We start from the raw sequence: 24,665 nt of genomic DNA, 5'->3' as shown, positions 1-24,665 counted from the left end.
AGGGACATCCAGATGAAACCGCCCGGCCAAACCGGGCGGTTTTTGGTTGACGAGGTCAGTTTCGATGCGACGTGCAATAGTTCTCGGCGGTGGCATGATCGGTGTGAGTGCGGCGCTGCACCTGCAGCAGCGCGGCTGGTCCATCACGCTCGTCGACCGCAGGGAGCCGGGTCGCGAGACCAGCTACGGCAATGCCGGGATGATCCAGGCGGAAGCGGTACGCCCCTATCCCATGCCGCGCGACTTCGCTTCGCTCTTGAAGATCGCGACCGGCCGCACCAACGACGTGCGCTACAGCCTCTCCTCCCTCCATCTCCACATCGAGCCCCTGCTCCGCTACTGGTGGCATTCGGCGCCGAAGCGTCATCGCGAGGCGATCGAGGCATGGGCACGGCTGATCGCCTACGCGACGGCCGAGCACGACATCCTGATCCGCGAGGCCCATGCCGATAATCTCATCCGCCGTGCCGGCTATCGAGCGTTGTTTCGCGATCCCGCTTCATTGGATCTCTCGATCAAGGCCGCGGAAGAGGATCAGCGCGAATTCGGCGTGAACTTTCGCGTGCTGTCGGGCAGCGAGCTTGCCAAGGCCGAGCCGATCCTGCGCGACGATCTCCCCGGCGCGATCCATTGGCTCGACACCTGGACCGTGTCGGATCCCGGCGCACTGGTCACCGCCTATGCCGAGTTGTTCGAGCGCCTCGGCGGCACGATCGTGCTCGGTGATGCGCAGTCGCTGCAGCAGACCGCGACCGGCTGGTCGGTCGACACCGACAGCGGACGCCTCGATGCTCCCGACGCCGTCGTGACGCTCGGGCCGTGGTCGCCCGACCTCCTCCACAAATTCGGCTATCGCATCCCGCTGGTGCGCAAGCGCGGCTACCACATGCACTACAGCGGCGGCGCTTCGCTCGACCTGCCGCTGATCGACAAGACCGGCGGCTATGCCATGGGTCCGATGGCCAAGGGCATTCGCATCACGACGGGAGCGGAGCTGACGGGGCCGGATGCGCTGGCAACACCGGTGCAACTCGCCAGCGCCGAAGCCTCGGCACGCGAGCTGATCGACCTCGGCAAGCGGGTCGAGCCGGACCCGTGGTTCGGCACTCGGCCCTGCACGCCCGACATGCTCCCGGTGCTCGGCCGCGCCCCGCGCCACCCCGGCCTCTGGATGAACTTCGGCCATGGTCATCAGGGCTTTACGCTGGGACCCGCGACCGGACGCCTGCTCGCCGAGATCATGAGCGGCGAGACGCCGGCGGTCGATCCCACGCCATACCGGCCCGAGCGGTTCTAACTCCCTGCTTTCGCGGCGAGGACTGCGAGCGCGGCCGACAGGCGCATCAGCGGGTCGTCCCATTCGCGCGGCCTGCGCTGGCGGAACAGCCGCATGGTCGGATACCAGGGAGTGTCCTCGCGATCGCGCAGCCAGCGCCAGTCGAGCGCGTAAGGCGTGAGCATCCACACCGGACGGCCGAGCGCGCCGGCAAGATGCGCGACCGACGTGTCGACGGCGATGACGAGATCAAGCGACGCGACGGCCGCCGCCGTATCGGCGAAATCGCCGAGGGCGGGGGCAAGATCGACGATATCGCGGTTGAGAGCCGCGAGGACCGGACCATCGTCGGGGCGCGGCTCCTTTTGCAGACTGTAGAGCTGCACGCCCGGCATCACCAGGCGCGGCAGCACGGCCTCGGCCGACAGCGAGCGCTGCCGGTCGCCCTTGTGCCTGATATTCCCGGCCCAGGCCACGCCGACCTTCAGGGCCGTCACGCCGGCGAGCGCAGCCCGCCAGCGCAAAAGTCTTGCGGGATCGGCATGCAGATACGGAACGTCGGCCGGAATGGTGTCGAGCGTGGTGCCGAACACGCGCGGCAGGCTCATCAGCGGCAGTTGCAGGTCGAACGGCGGCAGCGGTTCGCCGCGCGGGATCACGGTCACATCGGGCAGCGTTCGCAGCAGGGAGGCGAGTGCGGGCTGCACCTGGAGGACGATATTTCCGCCCCTCGCCGTCACCATCGGCAGATAGCGCACGAAATGCAGCGCGTCGCCGAGCCCGTATTCGGCAAACAGCAGCAATGTGCGGCCATCGAGCGGCTCCCCCTGCCATTCCGGCTCGCTGAATGTGGGGTCACCGTCCGAGAGCGCCTTGGATTTGTGCCGCCACCGATACGCTTCGAAGCCATTGGCGAAGTCACCGTTCATCAGCAGCAAGTGTGCGTGATTGTACTGGGCGAGCGGCTGCTCGGGATCGAGCGCAACCGCATGACGCGAGACCGCGAGCGCCTCGTCGATCTCTCCGGCATTGCGCAGCGCCACCGCCAGATTGGCGTGGCCCTTGGCATAGCCCGGATCGGCGGCAACCGCGCAGCTATGGGCGGCAACCGCGTCGGCGACGCGCTCCTGCTTTTCGAAGATGATGCCGAAATTGGTGTAGGTCGGCGCGTGATCGGGCTTGAGCAGCAGAGCGCTTTCACAGCATGCAATCGCCTCATCGAGCGCGCCGAGCTCGGAGTAGCAGGCGCCGAGATTGGTTGCGATCACATGGTCCGCCGGATCGAGCGCAAATGTCCGTCTGTAGACCTCGGCAGCCTCGCGCAGCTGACCATCCTCGTGCAGGACGAGGCCGAGCAGGCGCAGCGCCGCGATGTTGTCCGGCCCAAGCGCGACGGCGCGGCGGTACTGCTCGATGGCGTCCCCGAGCAATCCCTGCCGATAGAGCGCCGCGCCAAGATTGCAGAGCAGCCCCGGATTGTCCGGATCGGCGTCGAGGGCGCGACGATAGGCGGCCGCGGCCTCGTCCAGCCTGTTCTGGTCCGCAAGGACGTTGCCGAGATTGAGCCAGGCGCCGCGATAAGCGGGCTCGCGCGCAATCAGCACGCGATAGGCCTCTTCCGCTTCGGCCAGCCGTCCCTGCTCGGCCAGCGCGACGGCGAGGTTGAAACACGCCCGCGTCAGATGCGTATCGAGCATCATCGCACGGCGATAGGCGACCTCGGCCTCGCCGAAACGCGCGAGCTCGCCGAGCGCCACGCCAAGCTTGTTGTGAAGGCCGGCGTCGTCCGGGCGCCGGCGGAGCGCCCGCTCGAACGCGGCCACGGCCCCCTCATGCTCGCCCTTCACCGCCAGCGCATCGCCCAGCGTGACCAGCGCTGGCGCGTGGTCGGGATCGATGTCGAAGAGGCGGCCGAGCAGCGCGGCGCCGTCGGCGGCACGATCCGTGACGAAGGCGGCGACGGCGGCCAGATGCAGCGCCGGGAGGTGATCCGGCTCGGCCCTCAGGACCTCCTCGCACAAGGCATCCGCCTGCTCCGGCCGGCCCGCCGCAAAATGCTCCGCCGCCTGCACCATGATCGGATTCACAGCCGCATTGCCCACGATACCCCCACCCTTTCGAGATCCGAGATGCAGGTTGAACGCGCGAGGTCGAAAATTCCGTCAGTCCGCGCGCACGGCGCAATATCGAAATCGCCGGGGCAAGCGCCCAAAGAAAAAGGGCTGATCGAGGATATCGACCAGCCCGGTTACTTCAGGACCTGACGGCGCATGCGCCGCCGCAGGCGATCGCCGGATCAGTCCGTCGTGATCGCCGTCTCCATGTCGGTCGGATCGATCTGCTTGGCGAGGTTGGCGTTGAGCTTGTCGCGGTCGAGCTCGCCTTCCCACCAGGCCACGATCACGCAGGCGACGCCGTTGCCGCACAGATTGGTCAGCGCACGGCACTCGCTCATGAACTTGTCGATGCCGAGCACGATCGCCATGCCCGGCACGAGGCGTGGATCGACCACGGCGAGCGTCGCCGCCAGCGTGATGAAGCCCGCGCCGGTGATGCCGGAGGCGCCCTTCGAGGTCAGCATCGCCACGACCAGGATCGTGAGTTGCTGGCCGAAGGAAAGATCGACGCCGAGCGCCTGCGCGATGAACAGGGTCGCCAACGTCATGTAGATGTTGGTGCCGTCGAGGTTGAACGAGTAACCCGTGGGCACCACGAGGCCGACCACCGACTTGGAGCAGCCGAGCCGCTCCAGCTTCTCCATGAGGGACGGCAGCGCGCTTTCCGAGGACGAGGTGCCGAGCACGATCAGCAGCTCGTCCTTGATGTAGGCCAGGAACTTGAAGATCGAGAAGCCGGCCATGCGCGCGATGAGGCCGAGCACGACGAACACGAACAGCGCCGCTGTGACATAGAACGTGGCGATGAGACCGAGCAGGTTAAGGATGGCGCCGGTACCGAACTTGCCGATCGTATAGGCCATCGCACCGAACGCACCGATCGGCGCCGCGCGCATGACGATCGAGATGACGCCGAACACCGCGTGCGCAGCATCGTCGATGAAGCTGCGAATCGTATGGCCGCGCTCGCCGAGGCTCATCAAAGCAAAACCGAACAGCACCGCGAACAGCAGCACCTGCAGAATTTCGCCTTGTGCGAAGGCGCCGACCACGGTGTCGGGAATGATGTGCAGCACGAAGTCGACGGACCTCTGGCCGGCGGCCTGCTTGGCGTAGCCTGCAACGGCCGCCTCGTTCGCCGCCGCATTGCCGAAGCCGGAGCCCGGCCTGACGAGATTGCCGACGATGAGACCGATCACCAGCGCGAAGGTCGAGACGACCTCGAAATAGACCAGCGCCTTGACGCCGATGCGGCCGACCTTCTTGGCGTCCTGGATGTGGGCGATGCCGGAAACGACGGTGCAGAAGATGATCGGGGCGATCACCATCTTGATCAGCTTGATGAAGCCGTCGCCGAGCGCCTTGATCCATTCGTTGGTGGCGACCTGCGGCCACAGCCAGCCGACGATGGCACCGAGCACGATGGCGATCAGCACCTGGACGTAGAGGACCTTGTACCACGGCTTGGCGACGGGCGGCGCGACCGGCGCTCCCGCCATCGTTGTCGTCGTCATGGTTTCACTCCCCCTCAAAACATTTGGCCAGCCAAGATCAACTTGGCCGGCCCTGTCAATTGGAACTGCTGGTTGTAGCGCGCCTTACCCGCGGCGCTCGACGATCCGGCGTGCCGCCGGCATCAGGGCCGCGCCGAGCGCATTCTTGACCAGCGAGGCCGCAATGAACGGCACGATGCCGACCTGCCAGGCCTTGGCGGCGCCGAGACCCAGGCCAAAAGCCAGCCAGCCGAAGCCGGCGGCCAGAATGGCGATATGGCCAACGGCCATCGCCGCAAACAGCAGCAACACGCTGCGATCCCAGCCGCGCTCGGCGAGCCAGCCGGTCACGAAGGCAGCCAGCACGAAACCGAACAGATAGCCCGCGGTCGGGCCAACCAGCGGCGCAATCCCACCCACGGGACCGGCGAACACCGGCAGCCCCATCGCACCCTCGGCGAGGTAGGCAATCATGGTTGCGCTGCCAAGGCGCCAGCCATAGGCGGCGCCGATCATCAGCACCACCAGCGTCTGCAGGGTCATCGGCACATAGGGCAGCGGCAGGTTCACCTTGGCCGACAGCGCCATCAGCGCTGTGCCGAGAACAATCAGCACGACGGCACGCAGCGCGCCGACGGTTTCGCCCGGCCGGGTCGGCCACATCAAAGCGGCGAGAGAGGAATGTGGCGCAGCGGCGGACGGGACGGATCGGTCTGACAAGTTGAACTCCGAAAAGCTGAAGAAAACTGGCGCAGTTATTTAAGCCACTCAGCAATCCGGTCAACTGCCTCTCGCATCTCATCGGGCGAGCGGGCATAGGAAAACCGTATGAATGAACGGCCATGGATGGGATCGAAATCGAGGCCGGGCGTTGCCGCCACGCGCGCCTGCTCCAGCATCTGCTTGGCGAACTCGAAACTGTCCGAGGTGAAATCCGAGACGTCGGCGTAAAGATAGAAGGCGCCATCGGCCGGCAGGAATCTCGTCAGTCCGGCCTTGGGCAATCCATCGATCAGGATACGCCGGTTTTCCTGATAGCCGTGCTTGATCTCCTCCATCTCGGCCGCGCCGTCGAAGGCAGCCTCTGCCGCGATCTGCGACAGCGACGGCACCGAGATCGAGAGGTTCTGCTGGAGCCGCTCGATCGGCCGCACCAGGATCTCTGGCACGACCATCCAGCCGACGCGCCAGCCCGTCATGCAAAAATACTTCGAGAACGAGTTGATCACGAGTGCGTGCTCGGACAGTGCCGCCGCCGTCACGGCCGGAAACGCGTAATCGAGCCCGTGATAGATCTCATCCGAGATGAAGCGGATGCCAGCGTCTTCCGCGGCCGCGATGAGACCGGCGAGCGCTTCGCGGGACATCATCGTGCCCGTCGGATTGGCGGGACTGCCGACCAGCACGCCCTTCAGCGGCGCCTTGCCGTGGGCGGCGATGAGCGCCTCACCGGTGAGCGCGTGGCGCGTCTCGTTCGTGGTCTCGATCAGCGCCGGCTCGCAGCCGAGCGCGGTGAGGATGTGACGGTACGGTGGATAGCCCGGCACGGTCACGGCGACGCGATCGCCGGGCTCGAACATCGACAGGAAAGCCAGGATGAAGCCGCCGGAGGAGCCTGTGGTCACCACGATCCGCTCGGGGCTGACGTCGCAGCCATACGTGTCGCGATAATGGCGCGCGATGCGCTCGCGCAGGCTGGGGATGCCGAGCGCGGAGGTATAGTCGATCCGTCCGGCCTGCAGCGCCGCATGGGCGGCTGCGATCGCGGTCCTGGGCGCGCCGGCCGCGGGCTGGCCGACCTCCATATGGATGACACGACCACCGGCGGCCTCGATTCGGGCCGCCGCCGCCATGACGTCCATCACCATGAACGGGGGAACATCGCTGCGGCGGGAGGGCTCGAGCCACTGCCCCAACCGGTTCCTCAAGGTCGCATCGTGCATCGATTTCTGCTATTCGCTGGCGGACCGGATCCGTCCGGTCCGGAAAACAGGGCGCTTGCGCCCCAGACTGGCCGTATTGTACGGCTCATAAAGGGCACGGCTCACAAGGGGCATATCGCGGATCCGGTCCGCCGCCAATCGCCAAACCAATCACGAAACTGCTGACCAAGACCGTTTGACCCAGACCGCTCGATGTTGCTCAGGATCGCATTGCGCCAGAAGGCCTCCGCTCTCACCGCCCTCGTCACGGCCGCGGCCATCGCGCTGACGCCGTTCTCGGCCGCGCGGGCACAGGCCAAGGGGCCGCCGGTCCTGCGCGACACCGAGACCGAGCAGCTGCTGCGCGAATACACCCGTCCGATCCTGCGCGTCGCGGGTCTGGAGAAGCAGAACATCCAGATGGTGATCATCAACGACGGCTCGTTCAACGCGTTCGTCGCGGACGGCCGCCGCATCTTCGTCAATTGGGGCGCGATCCTCCAGTCGGAGACGCCGAACCAGATCATCGGCGTGCTCGCGCACGAGACCGGACATCTGGCCGGCGGTCACCTGTCCAAGCTGCGCGAGCAGCTCGCCACGGCCCAGACCCAGATGATCATCGCGATGCTGCTCGGCGCCGGCGCGATCGCCGCCGGCAGCACCCGCAGCTCGAGCGCCGGCAACAACGGGCTGGCCAATGCCGGCGCAGCCGCGATCGCCGCTCCGCAGGAGATGATCCGCCGTACGCTGCTATCCTACCAGCGCCAGCAGGAGGAGAACGCCGACCGCGCTGGCGTGAAATTCCTGACGGCGACCCAGCAATCGCCGAAGGGCATGTACGAGACCTTCAAGCGCTTCACCAGCGAGAGCCTGTTCGCGTCGCGCGGCGCCGATCCCTATCTCCAGTCGCATCCGATGCCGGCCGAGCGCGTCGCCGCACTCCAGGAATTCGCAGGCACCAGCCCATACTGGAACAAGAAGGACGATCCCGCGCTTCAGCTCCGGCACGACATGGTCCGCGCCAAGATATCAGCCTTCATGGAGCGGCCGGAGACGGTGTACCGCCGCTATCCCCAGACCAACGACAGCCTGCCGGCGCGCTATGCCCGCGCCATCAGCACCTATCTGCATGGGGATTTGCGCAGCGCGCTCACTCAGATCGATGCGCTGATCCAGGTTCAGCCGAACAACGCATACTTCTACGAAGTGCGCGGCCAGGCGCTTTTGGAGAGCGGCAAGCCGGCCGAAGCGATCGCTCCCCTGCGCAAGGCAGCGCAGCTCTCGAACAACGCCCCCCTCATCGAGATGTTACTTGGGCAGGCTCTGGTTGGAGCAGATAATAAGGCCTACACCGACGACGCCGTTCGGATTCTCCGCGCTGCGGTGGCTCGAGAGCCCGAGGCGGCGCTCGGTTATACCCAGCTCGCAATGGCCTATGGCCGGAAGGGAGACTACGCCGAGGCAGATCTCGCCTCGGCCCAGGCCGCTTACTTGCGCGGCGACAACAAGACCGCCCGCGAGCTTGCAACGCGCGCGAAAACCCGTTTCGCCATCGGCACGCCCGGATGGGTCAAGGCCGACGACATCGTGGCGGCGAAGCCGCCGCGCAACTGACGCAACTCGAACGACGCCCGATACCACGACGTCACGACACCGAGCTTAAGTCCGCCCGGACGTTCATCGAAACCTGCTTTGGATAAGAGGATTTACCTATGCCTTCGTTGCGCCTGCTTGCTCCCGCATTGTTCGCGCTCGCCATGTTCGGCGCAGCCGTGCCCGCGTCGGCCGACAGCTTCTCCGATGCCCAGCGCACCGACATCGAGGCCATCATCAAGAAGTACCTCGTCAGCCATCCCGAGGTGCTCGAGGAGGCCATGGCCGAGCTCAGCAAGCGCCAGGCCGCGGCCGAAACGCAGAAGCACGAAGCCAGCATTGCGCAGAATGCCGAAGCGATCTTCAACTCGCCGCGCCAGGTCGTGCTCGGCAACAAGGACGGCGACGTCACCTTCGTCGAGTTCTTCGACTACAATTGCGGCTACTGCAAGCGCGCCATGGACGACATGCTCACCCTCATGAAGAGCGATCCGAAGCTGAAGGTCGTGCTGAAGGAGTTTCCGGTGCTGAGCCAGGGTTCGGTCGAAGCGGCCCAGGTCGCAGTCGCGGTGCGGATGCAGGATCCCTCAGGCAAGAAATATCTCGACTTCCACCAGAGACTGCTCGGCGGCCGGGGCGCCGCCGACAAGGCGCGTGCGATTCAGGCGGCGAAGGAAGCCGGCCTCGACACGGCTCGAATCGAGAAGGACATCGCCAGTCCCGAGGTGCGCGCCACCATCGAGGAGAACTTCAAGCTTGCCGAAGCGATGGGCATGAACGGCACGCCGAGCTACGTCATCGGCAAGCAGATCGTGATCGGCGCCGTCGGCGTCGAAGGCCTCAGGGAAAAGATCGGCATTGCCCGCTGCGGCAAGGCGACTTGCTGAAGGCGACTTGCTGATCGCGCCTTGCACAACTCGTGCATGCAAAGGGCCGGCTGAAGAGCCGGCCTTTTCTTTCGCGCGCCAAACGTTGGCGTCTTCGTGCGAAGTCGTTCATCTGGCGTTCAACAAACAAATGACGCGGAACAGACGAAGTTCCGGAACAACTCAAATCTCCTTTCGTTGTCGGCGCGGGCAATGACGCAAGAAACACGTGAGGAGAATTTCGATGTTGAACCGCTTTATGATCTCGGTTGCCGCAGTCGCACTCGTCGCGGGGACCGGTCTGGCAAACGCACAGGGCACCATGAGCCGTGACAGCGGTGGCAGCGCCGGTGGCTCGCAGCAGATGCAGCAATCGCAGCCTTCCGGCAGCGCCGCAGAGCGCGGTGGCTCGATGGGTCGCGATTCCATGAGCCATGACAAGGGTACTGTCGGCCAGGCCGGCGGCTCCAGCACGATGAAGTCCGATCGCGCCTCCGAAGACAAGTCCGGTGCGATGAAGGAAGAGCGCCCGGGCGGCGCGATGAACAAGAATGCGGCCGACGACAAGGCCGGCGCCACCAAGGGCCAGCGCACCGATGATCGCGCGCAGGGTCAAATGGACAAGTCCCAGCAGGACAAGTCCAAGAGCATGAGCCAGGACACCAGCAAGTCCGGCAGCAAGGACCAGAAGGACATGAAGGCTGAGGGCAGCAAGAGCGGCACCTCGACCAACAACGCCGAGAACCGGCCGGGCACCGGCACCAGCACGACCCAGAACGCGCAGGGCCAGAGCTCGACCACGGTCGGCCAGGCCGGTGCCGCTGCAAAGCTTTCGACCGAGCAGCGGACGCAGATCACGTCGGTGATCCGCGAGCAGCGCGTCGCTCCGGTGACGAACGTGAACTTCTCGATCTCGGTCGGCACCCGCATCCCGCGGGAGGGCATTACGCTGCACGCCCTGCCGTCGCGGGTCGTGACCATTTATCCGGAGTGGCGGACCTACAGGTACGTCCTGGTCCGCGATGAGATCGTGATCATCGATCCGGACACCTACGAGATCGTCGCGGTCCTGAACGTCTAAGGCAGGACAGCGGCAACTTCGGGGGCGGGCAGCAATGCCCGCCCCCTTTGCATTCGGCCCGCAGCCATGCTTCGGACTGGTTAACAAGCAATTTCCGTAGTTTCCGCACAGATTTTTGCGCACTGGGTGAGGTACCTGAACCCGTCCCTGAGGCCCTTCGAGGCTTCCCCTCACGCGCTTTGTTACCTATAACCCCGCCACGCCGAAGCACCTCTTCCGGGATTGGAATGGCCGAACCTGCAACCGACACGATCCTCGTCCTGAACGGGCCGAACCTCAACATGCTGGGGACGCGCGAGCCCGAAAAGTATGGTCATGCGACGCTGGCCGACGTCGAGGCGCTGTGCCGGGAGACAGCGGCGACCTTCGGCCTGAAGGCCGACTGCCGGCAGTCCAACCGCGAAGGCGAGCTGATCGACTTCATCCATGAGGCACACCGGCGCAAGATGAAGGGCATCGTCATCAATGCCGGCGGCTATTCCCACACCTCCATCGCGCTGCACGACGCACTGCTCGCGGTGCAGATCCCGACGGTCGAGGTGCACGTGACCAACATCCATGCCCGCGAGAGCTTTCGTCACCATTCCTACACCGCACGCGCGGCCTTCGCCTCGCTCTGCGGTTTCGGCATCGAGGGCTACCGCCTCGCCATTCAGGGCCTTGCCGCCAAGCTCGGCATCAAGCCCAACGCCTGACGCTCCCTTCCAACAGAACATTCGGATCAAACAACATGGCGCGCCAGCCAGACGACAAAGCAGCCGCAAAGTTTTCCAGCGAGGATTCGGCGCTCATCCGCGAGCTTGCCTTGCTGCTCGATGAGACCAGCCTGACCGAGATCGAGATCGAGCGGGCGGGGCTGCGCCTGCGCGTCGCCCGCAACATCAGCGTGGCCGCGACCATGCCGATGCCGATGGCGGCCGCTCCTGCCGCCATGACGGCGGCTGCAAGCGCGACCGCCACTGCCGCTTCCGATCTGTCGAAGCATCCCGGCGCCGTGACCTCGCCGATGGTCGGCACCGCCTATTGGGCGCCGGAGCCGGGCGCAAAGCCGTTCATCGAGGTCGGCACCAAGGTCTCGGTCGGCCAGACGCTGCTGATCATCGAGGCCATGAAGACGATGAACCAGATTCCTTCGCCGCGCGCCGGCACGGTGACGCAGATCCTGGTCGAGGATGGCCAGCCGGTCGAGTACGGCGAGCCGCTCGTCATCATCGAGTGAGGGAGTGGCGAATAGCGCGTGGCGCACAGCCACTCCTCCCTGTTCGCCATTCGCTATTCCCCATTCGCCCCTGAGGCACCATGTTCGACAAGATCCTCATAGCCAATCGCGGCGAGATCGCCCTTCGCATCCTCAGGGCCTGCAAGGAGCTCGGGATCGCGACCGTCGCCGTGCACTCCACGGCCGACGCCGACGCCATGCATGTGCGGCTGTCGGACGAGAGCGTGTGCATCGGGCCGCCGTCGTCCAAGGACAGCTATCTCAACGTGCCCGCGCTGCTGGCGGCCTGCGAGATCACGGGCGCCGATGCCGTGCATCCCGGTTACGGCTTCCTCTCCGAGAACGCGCGCTTTGCTGAAATCCTCGCCGAGCACAATCTGCATTTCATCGGCCCGAAGGCCGAGCACATCCGCCTGATGGGCGACAAGATCGAAGCCAAGAAGACGGCGAAGCGCCTCGGCATTCCCGTGGTGCCCGGCTCCGATGGCGCGGTCGGTCCCGATGACGACGCGATGGCGATCGCCAGGAAGATCGGCTTCCCGGTGCTGGTGAAGGCGGCGGCCGGCGGTGGCGGCCGCGGCATGAAGGTCGCGCACGGCGAGGCCGACCTCCAGCTGGCGCTGTCGACCGCGGCCAACGAGGCCAGGTCCGCCTTTGGCGATGCTTCCGTCTATCTGGAAAAATACCTCCAGAAGCCGCGCCACATCGAGATCCAGATCCTCGGCGACGGCCGCGGCGGCGCGATCCATCTCGGTGAGCGCGACTGCTCGCTGCAGCGCCGGCACCAGAAGGTCTGGGAGGAAGGCCCCTCGCCCGTGCTGTCCGCCGCGGCGCGGGCCAAGATCGGCGAGACCTGCGCGAAAGCGATGCGCGAGATGAAATATCTCGGCGTCGGCACCATCGAGTTCCTGTACGAGGACGGCGAGTTCTACTTCATCGAGATGAACACCCGCATCCAGGTCGAGCATCCCGTCACCGAGAGCATCACCGACATCGACCTCGTGCTGGAGCAGATCCGCATCGCCGCCGGCGGCGACCTGCCCGCCAGGCAGGACGAAATCCAGGTCATCGGCCACGCGATCGAGTGCCGCATCAACGCCGAGAATCCGCAGACCTTCCGCCCCTCGCCCGGTCGGATCCTGCAATATCATCCGCCCGGCGGCCTCGGCGTCCGGATCGATTCCGCCGTCTATCAGGGCTACACGATCCCGCCCTATTATGATTCGCTGGTCGGCAAGCTGATCGTGCACGGCAAGACCCGCGCCGAATGCCTGATGCGGCTGCGCCGGGCGCTGGATGAGATGGTGGTCGAAGGCATCGAGACCACGCTGCCGCTGTTCCGGGCGCTGGTGCGCGAAGACGACATCATCAACGGCGACTACCACATCCACTGGCTGGAGCAGTACCTCGCCGGCAAGCCGGAACCCGAAGCGAGATAATCTTCTCCTTGTGGAACCCTTTGGCCCCAATCGCGTTCTGGACGGTTGGGGCTAGTTCCAAGGGGGCGTCTTGAACTCCATTGAACGCAGACAGGTGAACCGTCGTGACGGCTGAAGGCCAGCGACGGCGCGCATTTTGGCAGATCCTGCTGTTCGCGGCGGGCCTTTTGGTGCTGACCGTGATCAGTGCCGGCTCCGTCTACCTCGTCAACAAGGCGCGGGAAGACAGCAAATGGGTGGTTCACACCATCGAGGTGGAGAACCAGATCAACGCCCTGCTGCTCGAAGTCCGGCGCGCCGAGAGCAGCGCTCGCGGATTTCTCCTGACGCAGGGGGAGAACTTCAGGGACGACCACGAAAAGGCCGTGGCGGCAATCATCCCCGCCCTCGACAAGCTCACGCGCCTGAGCGGCGACAATCCAGGGCAACGCGAGAACGTCGAAAAGCTGAGCGCCGCGATCGAGACACGACTCGGCCAGTTCGTGCAGGAGATGGACTTCATCCGTCAAGGCCAGCCGGATAAGGCCGCCGCGCTCATCCGCGAAGTCGTGTCCACCGACGCTACAGCCGCAATCGCCAAGATAGCCACCGCGATGATCCAGGAGGAGGAGCGCCTGTTCCGCCTCCGCACCGCCAACGCCGACCGCAGCCAGACCCTCGCCGCGTCGATGACCGGCATCGGCTCCGGCCTCGTGGTCGTGCTGGCGATGCTCTCGATCTGGCTGGTGCGGCGTTCGGCCCGCGCCCGCGACGAGGCCGAATCTCGCCTGCGCGATGCCAACGTCAATCTGGAGGCCGTCGTCGACGAACGCACAGCAGACCTGCGCGAAGCCAACGACGAGATCCAGCGCTTTGCCTATATCGTCAGCCACGATCTGCGCTCGCCGCTCGTCAACATCATGGGCTTCACAAGCGAGCTCGAGGAGCTCGGCGGCGATATCTTCCGCCGTATCAGCAGCCTCGCTCACGTCCCTGCGGAGGGAGCACCGCTGGCCCCCGCCGGGCCGGGTGAGATCGCGCTCGAAGGCGCCGACAAGCAGCTCTCGGAGGATTTTTCCGAAGCGCTCGTCTTCATCAAGACGTCGATCGCCAAGATGGACCGGCTGATCTCGGCCATCCTCAACCTCACGCGCGAGGGCCGGCGGGAATTCCAGCCGGTGAAGATCGACACGCGCGAGCTGATCGAGGCCATCGCCTCGACCCTGGCGCACCAGGCGGCCGAGGCGCAGGCCGAGATCCACCTCGAGCCCCTGCCGGACCTCGTGAGCGACCGTCTCGCACTCGAGCAGATCTTCTCGAACCTGATCGACAATGCGATCAAATATCTCAAGCCCGGCGTGCCCGGCGAGATCAGAATCCGCGGGCGCACCAAGCTCGGCTACGCTATCTTCGAGATCAGCGACAACGGCCGCGGGATCGATCCGAAGGATCACCAGCGGATATTCGACCTGTTCCGCCGCGCGGGAACCCAGGACAAGCCCGGCCAGGGCATCGGTCTTGCGCATGTCCGTGCACTTGTGCGTCGCCTCGGCGGCACCATGTCGGTATCATCGGAACTGAACGCAGGCAGCACCTTCACGATCACGCTGCCGATCGCCTGGAATGTGAGCAACCGGAACACAGATCGATGACCCAGCCTGTCACCATCATCATGATCGAGGACGACGAGGGCCACGCCCGCCTGATCGAACGCAACATCCGCCGCTCGGGCGTCAACAACGAGATCGTCTCGTTTGCCAACGGCACCGACGCGATGAAGCACCTGTTCGGCGCCGACGGCTCCGGGCTCGTGCAGAAGGGCAACGCGCTCCTAATCCTGCTCGACCTCAACCTCCCCGACATGACCGGGATCGACATCCTGAAGCAGATCAAGGAGAACAAATATCTGAAGGCCTCGCCCGTGGTGGTGCTGACCACCACCGACGATTCCCAGGAAATCAAGCGCTGCTACGAGCTCGGCTGCAACGTCTACATCACCAAGCCCGTCAACTACGAGAATTTCGCCAATGCCATCCGGCAGCTCGGGCTGTTCTTCTCGGTCATCCAGGTCCCGCCCGCCGCCACATGAACCAGCGCACGCCGACACTGCTCTACATCGACGACGACGACGCGCTGGCGCGCCTGGTCGACCGCGGCCTGACGCGGCGCGGCTACAGGGTCGTTCATGCCGCGAGCGGCGAGGAAGGTCTCGAGCGCATCCGCCGCGCCAGCGCCGAAGGCGGCATCGACGTCGTTGCTCTTGACCAGTACATGCCGGGCCTCGACGGGCTGGAGACGCTCGAGCAGATCATGGCGATCCCGGACGCGCCGCCGGTCGTATTCGTCACCGCCTCGCAGGATTCGAGCATCGCGGTCACCGCGCTGAAGGCGGGTGCGGCCGATTATCTGGTGAAGGACGTCCAGGGCGACTTCATCCCGCTTCTCCACGTCGCCGCCGAAGGCGCGCTGCGCCAGGCCGCGTTGCAGAGGGCGCGCGAGGAGGCCGAAGCCGAGATCCACGCCTCGCGCGACCGCTACGCGGCGCTCGCCGCCGAACGCGAGCTCCTGCTGCGCGAGGTCAACCACCGCGTCGGCAATTCGCTCCAGATCATCGCCTCGTTGCTGCACCTTCAGGCGAGCTCCGCCGCGCAGGACGAGGTCAAGGCGGCACTGACCAATGCGATGGGCCGCGTCGCCGCGGTCGCGCAGGTGCACCGCCGCCTCTACACCTCGCAGGACCTCAAAAGCGTGGTCCTGAATCAGTATCTGGACTCGCTGCTCGAGGATCTCCGCCGCTCGGCCGAAGGCAACCGGATGTCGCGCCTGACGCTGAAGGCCGAGCCGATCGAGATCGATCCGGACCGTGCGGTCGCGGTCGGTATCATCGTCAACGAGCTGGTGATGAACGCGGTGAAATACGCCTATCCCGACGGCGCCGGCCCGATCCATGTCGAGCTGGTCTCGATGGGCGACGATCTCCTGCTCTCGATCACCGACGACGGCGTCGGCGACAACGCCAAGGCCGATCCACGCTCCACCGGCATGGGCCAGCGCATCGTCGCCGCAATGGCCTCCAAGCTCGACGCCTCGGTCGAGCGCGATCCCGCGCACTCCGGAACCCGGGTCGTGCTGAAGTTCGGCCGCATGCCCGCAGCCCCCGGCAAGACCAGCACCGCCGCCGCGAGCTGACCTCGCGCCCGGTTGCGCCACCCATCGCAACCGCATTGCGATCCTGCTATGATGGCAAACCATGACTTCGCGCGACTCTGCCCCGTCTGAAATCACGCCGGCCGTGCTGCTGCGCGCTTATGCCTGCGGCATCTTCCCGATGGCGGAAAGCGCCGACGATCCGACCCTGTTCTGGGTCGAGCCGGAATTGCGCGGCGTCATCCCGCTCGACGGATTTCGCGTCGCCTCGCGGCTTGCGCGTACCGTACGGTCCGACGCCTTTCGCGTGACCGTCAACACCGCGTTCAAGGCGACGATCGCCGGCTGCGCCGCGCCGCAGGCCGGACGCGAGGACACCTGGATCAACAAGCGCATCCGCGACCTCTATGGCGGCCTCTTCGAGCTCGGCCACTGCCACAGCGTCGAGGCCTGGCAGGGCGACGACCTCGTCGGCGGGCTGTACGGCGTGAGTCTCGGACGGGCCTTCTTCGGCGAGAGCATGTTCCACACCGCGCGCGATGCCTCGAAGGTCGCGCTGGTGCATCTGGTCGCGCGGCTCATCTATGGCGGCTTCGAGCTGCTCGACACCCAATATGTCACCGAGCATCTGAAGAGCTTCGGCGCGGTCGAGATTTCGCGGCGACGCTATACGGCGCTGCTCGACAAGGCGCTGGCAGGCGAGCCGGGCGATTTCCTGAGGCTCTCCGAAGGCGAAGCGATCCCCGGCGCACGCGCGCTCGAGATCATCGCCTCGCGGCAATGATCGACAGCCGGGCTCGATTTTAGCGGCCGAACCCGGGGATACCGAACAGACCTGGCCGCTGCTCCGGCGGCGGGGGTGGCGGAGCCGGTTGCTGCTGCGGCGGTGGCGGCAAGGGCTGCGGCGGACGCTGCTGCACGGCCTGCTTGGGCGCAGCCTTCTTCTGCGTGGGCGGCGCAGCTGCCGGCTTGGTCGCGGGATCCGGTGCCGCGGTCGCAATGGTCTGCTGCGGCTCTTTGCAGTCGGTCAGCCAGATGTCGTAGATCGGATGCTCGACGCCGTGCAGGCCCGGGCTTGCCGCATACATCCAGCCCGAGAAGATGCGCTTCACCTCGCCCTGCAAGGTGATCTCGTCGACCTCGACGAAGGCGTCGGTGTTGGTGGCCTCCGTCGCCGGCCGCGTATAGCAGGCGTCGGTCTTGACCCTCAGCGCACCGAATTGGACGGTCTCGCCGATCTCCTCGTCGAAATTGATGATGCGCCCGGTGATCTTGTCGAGGCCGGAGAAGGTCGCCTTCTTGTTCACGATCTTCTGGGCCGGCGGCTCGGTGACGACCTCGTCGCCCGGCTGGAGGCTCGCAGGGGTCTGCGGGACCGTGCCCGGCGCACCCTTCTGCTGGGGCTGGCGCTGACCAGGCGCACCTTGCGGACTGGGCGGCGCGATCGCGGTGGACGGCAGCTGGCTTGGCGGCGCGACGGTCGAGCCCGGCGGTGGCGCCAGCGGCTGGCTCTCGACCGGCCCCGGCATCACGTTACCTTGGCGGCCCTGCGGCGGCGGCATCGGGCGAGACGGCAGCACGCGGCCCTGCGGCGGCAGCTCCGGTACCTCTTCGTCGTCCTCGGGGACCTGCGGTTGCGGCTGGCCGCGCGGAATGCTGCCGGGCGGCCGCAGCGGCGGCGGATCCGAAAAGATCGTGCCGATCTGCGCCTGGGCCGGCGTCGCGACGGTCAGCACGGTGGCGGCCAGCAGTGCCGCAAGGCCTGTCAGGGAAAAGGTTTTGAACATCTCGCGCGGCTTCAACAGCGAATCGGGCTCGTTGGACATTTTACAGGGGATACCGCCGCTCGCAGGCCTCCGGTTAACACGGGGAATACGGCGGGGGAAGGGCGGCATCCCTGCCCTTCCCGGCGCGCTCTGGCCAGGCCAGCTCCCGGATGGGATAGTCATAGAATAGTTTTGGGATAGTCATGGCCCCTCCCCGGGGCCAAAGGCGGGCGTTGCGCCGAAATGACATCCAACGATCACAGGAAACTCCAAGGTCCCCTTTCATGCCCGTTGTGCTCGATCCCGACGCCGTCGCCGTCTACAAGGCCTTCCAGGAGGCCGGCCGCCCCGCCTACGAGACCCTGACCGCGGACGAAGCACGCGCCTATTATTCGCAGGCGCGGTTTGCCACCAACCCTGACGCACCGGAGCTCGCACACGTCGCGCCGCTGGCGATAGCGGCACCGCACGGGACGATCCCAGCCCGCCTCTACGTGCCCAAGGAACCACGCCAGCACGACGGCCTGTCGCCGGCGCTGGTGTTCTTCCATGGCGGCGGCTGGGTGATCGGCGATCTCGATTCCCACGACGTCGTCTGCCGCCAGCTCGCGGCCGAAGGTGCGCTGATCGTGATCTCGGTCGACTACCGCCTCGCGCCGGAGCACAAGTTTCCTGCCGCGGCCGACGACGCGATCGCCGCGACCAAATGGATCGCCGCGCATGCGCGCGATCTCGGCGTCGACGCCTCGCGCCTGTCCATTGGCGGCGACAGCGCCGGCGGCAATCTCGCCGCGGTCGTGGCGCTCGCTGCGCGTGACGCTGGCGGCCCCGCGCTCGCGGGTCAGGTGTTGATCTATCCGGCGACCGATTTCGCCATGACGCACGGCTCCCATGGCGAGCCCGAGACCAGCGTGCTGCTGACGCATTCGGTGATCCGCTGGTTCCGCGACCACTACCTCAATGGCGCCGCCGACATCCACGACTGGCGCGCCTCGCCGGCGCGCGCGCAAAACCTTGCCGGCCTGCCGCCGGCCTATGTGCTGACCGCCGGCGCCGATCCCCTGCGCGACGAGGGCGACGAATATGCCGAGCGCCTCAGGCAGGCCGGCGTGCCCGTGACCTACAAGCACTTCCCCGGCCAGTTCCACGGCTTCTTCACCATGGGAAGGCTGTTGCGACAGGCGAACGTCGCGGTGAGCGAGATCGGCGTCTGGTTGAAGGGATTGGGCTGACCCCTCCTGCATGCCTTCCGTTCTTCAACCCATCTTCGCTCTCCCCCTGCGCGGACTGACATGGCTCGGCAGCCAGGGCACCCGCGCAGTCGCCGCCGTCGTCTTCATCGCGGTCGCGGTGCCGCCGCTCGGCGCGCTGCTGCGCCCCTATGTCACCGAGGCGATTTTCCTTCTGCTCTGCATCTCCTTCATGCGGGTCGATCTGGCGGCGCTCTACAGCCATCTCCGCAGGCCGGCGTTGGTCGCGGCGGCCACGGCCTGGACCACGATCGGCGTGCCGCTGATCGTCGGATTGGTCGCCCATGCAACGGGACTGACGAGCCACTCGCCCGGCCTTGCTCTCGCGCTGATGCTCCAGGGCATGGCCTCGCCGATGATGGCCTCGCCCGCACTCGCCGCGCTGATGGGGCTCGATGCCACCTTGGTGCTGGTCACGCTGGTGACCTCGACCGCGCTCGTTCCCTTCACGGCGTCGATGTTCGCAGGCCTGTTCCTCGACGGAATGCTCAGCATCTCGCCGCTTGCACTCGGCCTGAAGCTGCTTGGCATTCTCGCCGCATCGCTGCTGGCCGCGACCGTCATCCGCTGGATCTTCGGCGCGAAGGCGATCCAGCGCCGGAAGCGGCCGATCGATGGCTTCAACATCATCATCCTGTTTGTGTTCGCGTCCGCAGTCATGGGAGATGTCGCGAGCGAGCTGGTGAGCCAGCCGGTGTTCACCATCGGCCTCGCGCTGCTGTCCTTCGCGATCTATTTTACACTGCTCGCCATCACCACGCTGCTGTTCCGTCGCATCGGCTATGAGCGCGCGCTGGCGCTCGGGCTGATGGTGTCACAGCGCAATCTCGGCCTGATGCTGGCGGCGACGGCCGGTGCGCTGCCGCCGACCACCTGGCTCTATTTCGCGATGACGCAGTTCCCGATTCATCTTGCGCCATACATGCTGATGCCGATCGCGCGGCGCTTGACGGCACGGGCAGATGCGTCCAGCGGGGAAAACAAGGCTGATGTTCACTCGTTTGCGTCGCACCGACGCAGTGGAGGAACATCAATTCATGGCCCCCGTTGAAGCCTCTCATCGAAAAGGAGGTTCGCGATGAAGTTTGCCACAATTCTGGTTCTCGGCTCGCTCGCCGTGGGCTCGGCAGCGAGAGCCGATCAACCCGGACCCGACTGGATGCCGATGGAGCAAGTGAAAGCCAAAGTCATGGAGTCGGGCTATTCGGAGGTCACCAAGCTTGAGGCCGACGATGGCCAGTGGGAGGGCGAAGGCGTCAAGAACGGACAGAAGATGGAATTCCATGCCGACCCCAAGACTGGCGCGATCGTGCGCGAGAAGCCCGATCGATGAGCATCGCCGAAGTCCGCTTCTCAGGCGGGAGATTCAGCGGTGGTCGGCTTGGAAGAACGCCCTGGTCTCATCCGTTCAGCAGCGCTTGTCAGCGGCGCCGAGCTTCACTGGCCGCTTCCTTTGACCTTGGCAAGATAGTCGACGATCGCGGGCACGTCGCTGTCCTGGACGGGAGCTCCATAGACCTTGATCATCTTGTGCACCTCGGATTCCCAGGTGGACCTGGGCAAGGCCGGCTGGTTCAGCACCATGTCTGCCGAATGGCAAGCCAGGCAGTTGTTGTTGATGGCATCCGCTTCGGGTCCACCGGGAAACAGCGCGTCGCCCGCCGGAAGCTCCACGGTCGTGGAGGAAATTGCGGGGGCCGGCCACGCGGGCGTGGATGCCAGCAGAGCGGCGAACGAGGTGCCGAGGACAAAGATGAGGTGACGCATGGCGTTGCTCCTAGATCGCGGTGAGTTGGACCGTCTCGACGACGTTGCGCATGAAGCCACTGGTGTTCCAGTTCGATGCTGCCGGCTGAATGTCGCCGGCGGCGTTCGTGCAGCGAACCATCAACGAATGGCCGCCCTTCATCAGTTGTGGAATGTCCAACTGCCAGCGGCGGAAGCTGTACTTGCCGTGGTCCTCGCCAAGCGTCGCGGGTTGCCACGTCCTGCCATCATCCATCGATAGTTCGACCTTGGCGACGCCGGCATCACCACCGAACGCGATGCCGCGGATTGTTGCGACTGCGCCCGCCGGAAGCGATGCGCCATCCGCGACGTTCGTGAAGAATGACCGTGGCACCATGCGGCTGATCGGAACCATCTTTACGCCGGACTGGCCCGGCTTGATGTTGGCATGCGGCGTATCCGGAACGGTGTAGGCCGTCGCCATCCAGTAATTGTCGTCCCGGCGATCGAGAACCTCGATGTCGCTGAGCATCTTGACCCAATAGGTCGAGTACCATCCCGGCACGATCAGCCGCAGCGGGAAGCCGTTGAGGAGCGGCAGTTGCTCGCCGTTCATGGCAAAGGCGATCATGACCTCGCCGTCACGGGCGTGATCGATATCGAGCGACTTGCGAAAGTCCGGTGCGTCGGGCACGACCGGCTCGTCCAGTCCGTTGAAGCGGACCTGAACTGCGCCCGGCTTGACGCCCGCGCGGTCCAGCACGTCCTTGAGCAGGACTCCCGTCCACCGCGCATTGCCCATCGCGCCATGCGCCCATTGCGCGCCCGGCACACGAGGCAGGAAGAACCCTCGCGAATTGCCCGAGCATTGGTTGACGGCGGCAAGCTCGACACGGGGCAGCTTGAGCAGGTCGCCGATGGACAACGAGAGGGTCCGGTTGACGTGACCGCGCACGGACAGTCTGAAGGCGTCCGCATCCACCGAGGTCGGTATCACCGCCCAGTGCCAGCGCACATAGAACTGGTCGTTGGGGGTGAACACGCCGCGGTCGAACACCTCCATCGGGGTCTCGAGCAGCGGCGGTCGCGTGCGCTGCAGGATCATGCTCCCCTTTTGCGGAAAGTCATGCGTGATCGGCCGATCACGCGGCTCGCCGGCGATCGGCAGCCGGATCGATTGATCGGCGCGGACCGATGAGCCGGCGAGCGTGAGGCCGGCAACCCCGAGGGCTTGAAGCATGGCGCGGCGGGACAATGCCGGAAAGCGTGCATGGTCGAAATGTTGGGACATCGAAGACTCCTCAGGAATGGATTTGTGCTGGTTCAGTCCCGCGGCTCATCCGAGGAGCAAGTCCGCGAGCGGATCTTCGACGGGCTGGCGAGGTTGCGCCTGCCGGATGGTCGGAAGATGCCTGTCGATATGGCGAAAGCCTCGTTCCGGGTGAACGGCAACTCTGGAATCCGGCACGTGCACCGGGCTGCCGGCAAGCGCAGACGGCGCACCAAGCGTGGACGCGGCGGCGACGAACAGGGCGATCGCAAGGAAAGCGCGACGTGAATGGGTCATTGTCGTTCTCCATCTCTGTATTTCCGGCACGCAATGCTCGAAGTGCCTGCCTGTGTCCAAAGAGGTAGACCTCGGCGCATCGGCGATCCAACGCGATGATCAGATCGTTCTGATCGTCGACCGCGATCGAATCCCGCAGGCGCTTGCACGCGCGCGTCGGCGCCCTCGCCGGTCGGACGTGGGTTCGATCGTTGCGGAATCGGTGCTGCGGGCGGGCGCAGCTCTGGCTACGGTGCGGCGCCGGCAGCGATGCTGGACATCAGGGCGGCTTCCGCCTTGCTGATATGCCGCTCCTTGTGACGGAGCGCGTAGAACGAACGCTTCGCCAATTCGTCCTCGAGCCGGACCAGTCGTTTTGCCGTGATCGCCTTTTCGACCACGAGATCGGACACGGCTGCAGCGCAACTGCCAGCCTCGACCGCAGTTCGGATCGCCTCGTTCGAGGCCAGCTCGAGCTGCACCGTCAGGTCGGCGAGGCGCACCCCGCGCTTCTTCAGGGCACGCTCGAACATGGCCCGCGTTCCGGAGCCCGGCTCGCGAAGGATCCACGGTGTCCTGGTGATCCAGTCGGCGGGCAGCTTCTTTTGGCTCGCCAGAGGGTGCCGCGCACCCACGACGGCGACCAGCGCATCGCCGTCGACCCGGCGGGCGGACAATGCGGCGTCGTCAATGTCGCCCTCGACGAAGCCGACATCCGCCATGCCGTCGCGAACGTCGGTGGCGACCTGCTCGCTGTTGGCGATCCTGACGTTGATTTCGATGCCGGGATGGACGGCCTGAAACGCCAGCAATCTCATCGGAAGCCAGTAGCTCCCGACCGTCTGGCTTGCCGCGATCACCAGTCGGCCGGCCTTGAGGCCGGCAAAATCGCGCAGGACCTGCTCGGCGGCGTGCGCACGCGCCAGCACCGCACGCGCTTCCCCGAGAAACGTGCGGCCCATATGCGTCAGAACGATGCCGCGTCCCACCCGATCGAACAGCTTGACCCCGTAGCGCCCTTCGAGCGCGGCGATTGCCGCGCTCGTGGCCGATTGTGTCAGATTCAATTCGTGGGCGGCCTGGGTGACGTGCTGCTTGTCGGCGACAGCGGCGAAGATGCGGAGCTGTTCGAGCGTCATGGTCATCCAACGAGTTTGATGAGGGCCAGGCTGAAGCCTGCGATGAAGAGGAACGCGAGCCCGCCCAGCATAGCCGGACGCAGCCCCTCCGCGTACAATTTCGAGACGTCCGTCTCAAGGCCCATGGCCGCGAGCGCCATCGTGAGCAGGAACGTCGAGAGCGTGATCGTCGCGCTCCTGAGGCCTGCCGGAATGCACACGACGCTGTTGAGTGCGGCTATCGCGACAAAGCCGATCGCGAACCAGGGGACGGGAGGCCTTGCCGACTTGCCGCCGGCCGGCTGCGCCGAAGCCCGGGTGACGACGCTCAGGGTCAGCACGACCGGCGCGAGCAGCATGACACGGGCAAGCTTGGCAACGGTTGCCATTTCACCCGCGCGCTGGCTGTTCTGGAAGGAGGCGGCAGCCACCTGGGCGATCTCGTGGATGGATGCGCCGCTCCAGAGGCCGTACGCATCTGCATCGAGATGCAGGAGGCGAGGCAGCATGGGATAGACGAACATCGCGATCGAGCCGAAGACCGTGACGCAGGCGATTGCATATGCGACGTCCTCATCGGAAGCTTCGGTGACGCTGTTGGTCGCGACGACGGCTGACGCGCCGCAGATCGAGGTGCCCGCGGCGATCAGTCGAGCGAGCTTGCGTTCGACGCCCAGCGCACGCCCTGCTGCGAGCGTGAATCCGAACGTGGCAACGAGCGTGCTGGCGACGATGAGGATCCCCTTGGTGCCGACGCTGGCAAGCTGGGCCAGCGTGATCTGGAAGCCCAGGAGCACGATCGCGAGCCGAAGCAGCCGGCGCATGCTGAAGCTGATTCCAGCGCGGGCGAGAGCTGGCGTTCCGGCGAGGTTGCGCACGGCCATTCCGATCGCGATCGCCAGGATCATGGGACTGAACGTCGCGACGGCAGGAATACTGCACATCGTGTTGGCGACCACGGCAATGGTCGCGGCCAGCGCGACGCCGGGGACGATTGCAAGGGCGGCGTCCCGATATGACAGGATGTTGTCGCGCATGGCACGCGTGGCGGGGTATGGGCGCGAATTCTGAACGATGGTCATTGGCGTATCTCTGGGTATCGACGCTGGCGCAGCGAGGATCAGA

At 65.7% G+C, this 24,665-nt stretch carries 24 protein-coding genes; 15 read left to right on the top strand and 9 right to left on the bottom strand.

Annotated features, from left to right (window positions below):
• Positions 1-64: 64 nt before the first annotated feature.
• Positions 65-1,297: an NAD(P)/FAD-dependent oxidoreductase gene (locus ABIA42_RS12415; protein WP_370113368.1), complete on the top strand. Its 1,233-nt coding sequence runs from the start codon at positions 65-67 to the stop codon at positions 1,295-1,297.
• On the opposite strand, the gene ABIA42_RS12410 is transcribed toward ABIA42_RS12415, so the two are convergent.
• The 4 genes from ABIA42_RS12410 to ABIA42_RS12395 all read right to left on the bottom strand — a co-directional run bounded on the left by ABIA42_RS12410 (position 1,294) and on the right by ABIA42_RS12395 (position 6,829).
• Entirely contained in the window at positions 1,294-3,351 is a 2,058-nt protein-coding gene (locus ABIA42_RS12410) for a tetratricopeptide repeat protein (RefSeq protein WP_370143826.1), read from the bottom strand. The genes ABIA42_RS12415 and ABIA42_RS12410 overlap by 4 nt on opposite strands.
• 221 nt (positions 3,352-3,572) lie before the next feature.
• On the bottom strand, positions 3,573-4,907 hold the full coding sequence (locus tag ABIA42_RS12405) for a dicarboxylate/amino acid:cation symporter (RefSeq protein WP_370113370.1): 1,335 nt from the start codon (positions 4,905-4,907) through the stop codon (positions 3,573-3,575).
• Positions 4,908-4,991: 84 nt separating this feature from the next.
• The gene (locus ABIA42_RS12400; RefSeq protein WP_370123508.1) at positions 4,992-5,549 is read right to left on the bottom strand and encodes a biotin transporter BioY; all 558 of its coding nucleotides are present in this window, start codon (positions 5,547-5,549) and stop codon (positions 4,992-4,994) included.
• Positions 5,550-5,641: 92 nt separating this feature from the next.
• Complete coding sequence (locus ABIA42_RS12395; RefSeq protein ID WP_370113372.1) at positions 5,642-6,829, bottom strand: pyridoxal phosphate-dependent aminotransferase; 1,188 nt, start codon at positions 6,827-6,829, stop codon at positions 5,642-5,644.
• Positions 6,830-7,021: 192 nt separating this feature from the next.
• Here ABIA42_RS12395 and ABIA42_RS12390 point away from each other — a divergent pair, with 192 nt between their 5' ends.
• The 10 genes from ABIA42_RS12390 to aat all read left to right on the top strand — a co-directional run bounded on the left by ABIA42_RS12390 (position 7,022) and on the right by aat (position 16,916).
• A complete protein-coding gene (locus ABIA42_RS12390) occupies positions 7,022-8,422 on the top strand; it encodes a M48 family metalloprotease (RefSeq protein ID WP_370113374.1) in 1,401 nt (466 codons plus the stop codon).
• Positions 8,423-8,520: 98 nt separating this feature from the next.
• The gene (locus ABIA42_RS12385) at positions 8,521-9,288 is read left to right on the top strand and encodes a DsbA family protein (RefSeq protein ID WP_271530547.1); all 768 of its coding nucleotides are present in this window, start codon (positions 8,521-8,523) and stop codon (positions 9,286-9,288) included.
• 223 nt (positions 9,289-9,511) lie between these two features.
• Positions 9,512-10,348 (top strand): DUF1236 domain-containing protein, encoded by an 837-nt coding sequence (locus ABIA42_RS12380; RefSeq protein ID WP_370113376.1) that lies wholly within the window; start codon positions 9,512-9,514, stop codon positions 10,346-10,348.
• A gap of 227 nt (positions 10,349-10,575) precedes the next feature.
• On the top strand, positions 10,576-11,043 hold the full coding sequence (gene aroQ / locus ABIA42_RS12375) for a type II 3-dehydroquinate dehydratase (RefSeq protein ID WP_028177213.1): 468 nt from the start codon (positions 10,576-10,578) through the stop codon (positions 11,041-11,043).
• A gap of 35 nt (positions 11,044-11,078) precedes the next feature.
• Positions 11,079-11,567, top strand: a complete 489-nt coding sequence (accB, locus tag ABIA42_RS12370; RefSeq protein WP_271530545.1) for an acetyl-CoA carboxylase biotin carboxyl carrier protein — start codon at positions 11,079-11,081, stop codon at positions 11,565-11,567.
• Positions 11,568-11,647: 80 nt separating this feature from the next.
• Complete coding sequence (accC, locus tag ABIA42_RS12365; RefSeq protein WP_271530544.1) at positions 11,648-13,006, top strand: acetyl-CoA carboxylase biotin carboxylase subunit; 1,359 nt, start codon at positions 11,648-11,650, stop codon at positions 13,004-13,006.
• Positions 13,007-13,110: 104 nt separating this feature from the next.
• Positions 13,111-14,637: a CHASE3 domain-containing protein gene (locus ABIA42_RS12360; protein WP_370113379.1), complete on the top strand. Its 1,527-nt coding sequence runs from the start codon at positions 13,111-13,113 to the stop codon at positions 14,635-14,637.
• The gene (locus ABIA42_RS12355) at positions 14,634-15,074 is read left to right on the top strand and encodes a response regulator (RefSeq protein WP_035703796.1); all 441 of its coding nucleotides are present in this window, start codon (positions 14,634-14,636) and stop codon (positions 15,072-15,074) included. Before ABIA42_RS12360 ends, ABIA42_RS12355 begins: the two co-directional genes overlap by 4 nt.
• Entirely contained in the window at positions 15,071-16,174 is a 1,104-nt protein-coding gene (locus ABIA42_RS12350; protein ID WP_370113382.1) for a sensor histidine kinase, read from the top strand. The genes ABIA42_RS12355 and ABIA42_RS12350 overlap by 4 nt, the downstream gene beginning before the upstream one ends.
• Positions 16,175-16,235: 61 nt before the next feature.
• Positions 16,236-16,916 carry a leucyl/phenylalanyl-tRNA--protein transferase gene (gene aat / locus ABIA42_RS12345; protein ID WP_271530541.1) on the top strand — a complete coding sequence of 227 codons (681 nt, stop codon included), beginning with the start codon at positions 16,236-16,238 and terminating at the stop codon, positions 16,914-16,916.
• A gap of 19 nt (positions 16,917-16,935) precedes the next feature.
• Here the strand turns inward: aat and ABIA42_RS12340 are convergent, their stop codons facing one another.
• Positions 16,936-17,958 carry a DUF2155 domain-containing protein gene (locus ABIA42_RS12340; protein ID WP_271530540.1) on the bottom strand — a complete coding sequence of 341 codons (1,023 nt, stop codon included), beginning with the start codon at positions 17,956-17,958 and terminating at the stop codon, positions 16,936-16,938.
• A gap of 224 nt (positions 17,959-18,182) precedes the next feature.
• On the opposite strand from ABIA42_RS12340, the gene ABIA42_RS12335 reads away from it, so the two are divergent.
• From ABIA42_RS12335 to ABIA42_RS12325, 3 genes are read left to right on the top strand one after another with little or no spacing between them, the layout of a single operon-like run.
• Complete coding sequence (locus ABIA42_RS12335) at positions 18,183-19,130, top strand: alpha/beta hydrolase (protein WP_370113385.1); 948 nt, start codon at positions 18,183-18,185, stop codon at positions 19,128-19,130.
• 10 nt (positions 19,131-19,140) lie between these two features.
• Positions 19,141-20,199, top strand: a complete 1,059-nt coding sequence (locus tag ABIA42_RS12330; protein WP_271530538.1) for a Na+-dependent transporter — start codon at positions 19,141-19,143, stop codon at positions 20,197-20,199.
• 27 nt (positions 20,200-20,226) lie between these two features.
• Positions 20,227-20,481 carry a PepSY domain-containing protein gene (locus ABIA42_RS12325; protein WP_239623380.1) on the top strand — a complete coding sequence of 85 codons (255 nt, stop codon included), beginning with the start codon at positions 20,227-20,229 and terminating at the stop codon, positions 20,479-20,481.
• Positions 20,482-20,585: 104 nt separating this feature from the next.
• On the opposite strand, the gene ABIA42_RS12320 is transcribed toward ABIA42_RS12325, so the two are convergent.
• The gene (locus ABIA42_RS12320; RefSeq protein WP_370113387.1) at positions 20,586-20,915 is read right to left on the bottom strand and encodes a cytochrome c; all 330 of its coding nucleotides are present in this window, start codon (positions 20,913-20,915) and stop codon (positions 20,586-20,588) included.
• A gap of 10 nt (positions 20,916-20,925) precedes the next feature.
• Positions 20,926-22,167, bottom strand: coding sequence for a molybdopterin-dependent oxidoreductase (locus tag ABIA42_RS12315; RefSeq protein ID WP_370113389.1), 1,242 nt, complete (start codon positions 22,165-22,167; stop codon positions 20,926-20,928).
• 24 nt (positions 22,168-22,191) lie between these two features.
• On the opposite strand from ABIA42_RS12315, the gene ABIA42_RS12310 reads away from it, so the two are divergent.
• Positions 22,192-22,434, top strand: a complete 243-nt coding sequence (locus tag ABIA42_RS12310; protein ID WP_370113390.1) for a hypothetical protein — start codon at positions 22,192-22,194, stop codon at positions 22,432-22,434.
• Positions 22,435-22,670: 236 nt separating this feature from the next.
• Here the strand turns inward: ABIA42_RS12310 and ABIA42_RS12305 are convergent, their stop codons facing one another.
• Both ABIA42_RS12305 and ABIA42_RS12300 read right to left on the bottom strand, forming a co-directional pair.
• The gene (locus tag ABIA42_RS12305) at positions 22,671-23,561 is read right to left on the bottom strand and encodes a LysR family transcriptional regulator (RefSeq protein WP_370113391.1); all 891 of its coding nucleotides are present in this window, start codon (positions 23,559-23,561) and stop codon (positions 22,671-22,673) included.
• Between the two features lie 2 nt (positions 23,562-23,563).
• Positions 23,564-24,622, bottom strand: coding sequence for a YeiH family protein (locus ABIA42_RS12300; protein WP_370113393.1), 1,059 nt, complete (start codon positions 24,620-24,622; stop codon positions 23,564-23,566).
• Between the last annotated feature and the right edge of the window lie 43 nt (positions 24,623-24,665).

The organism is Bradyrhizobium sp. USDA 327, assembly GCF_041262065.1.
GTDB classification, from domain to species: Bacteria; Pseudomonadota; Alphaproteobacteria; order Rhizobiales; family Xanthobacteraceae; genus Bradyrhizobium; species Bradyrhizobium liaoningense.
This window is presented reverse-complemented; position numbering and strand designations above follow the sequence as displayed.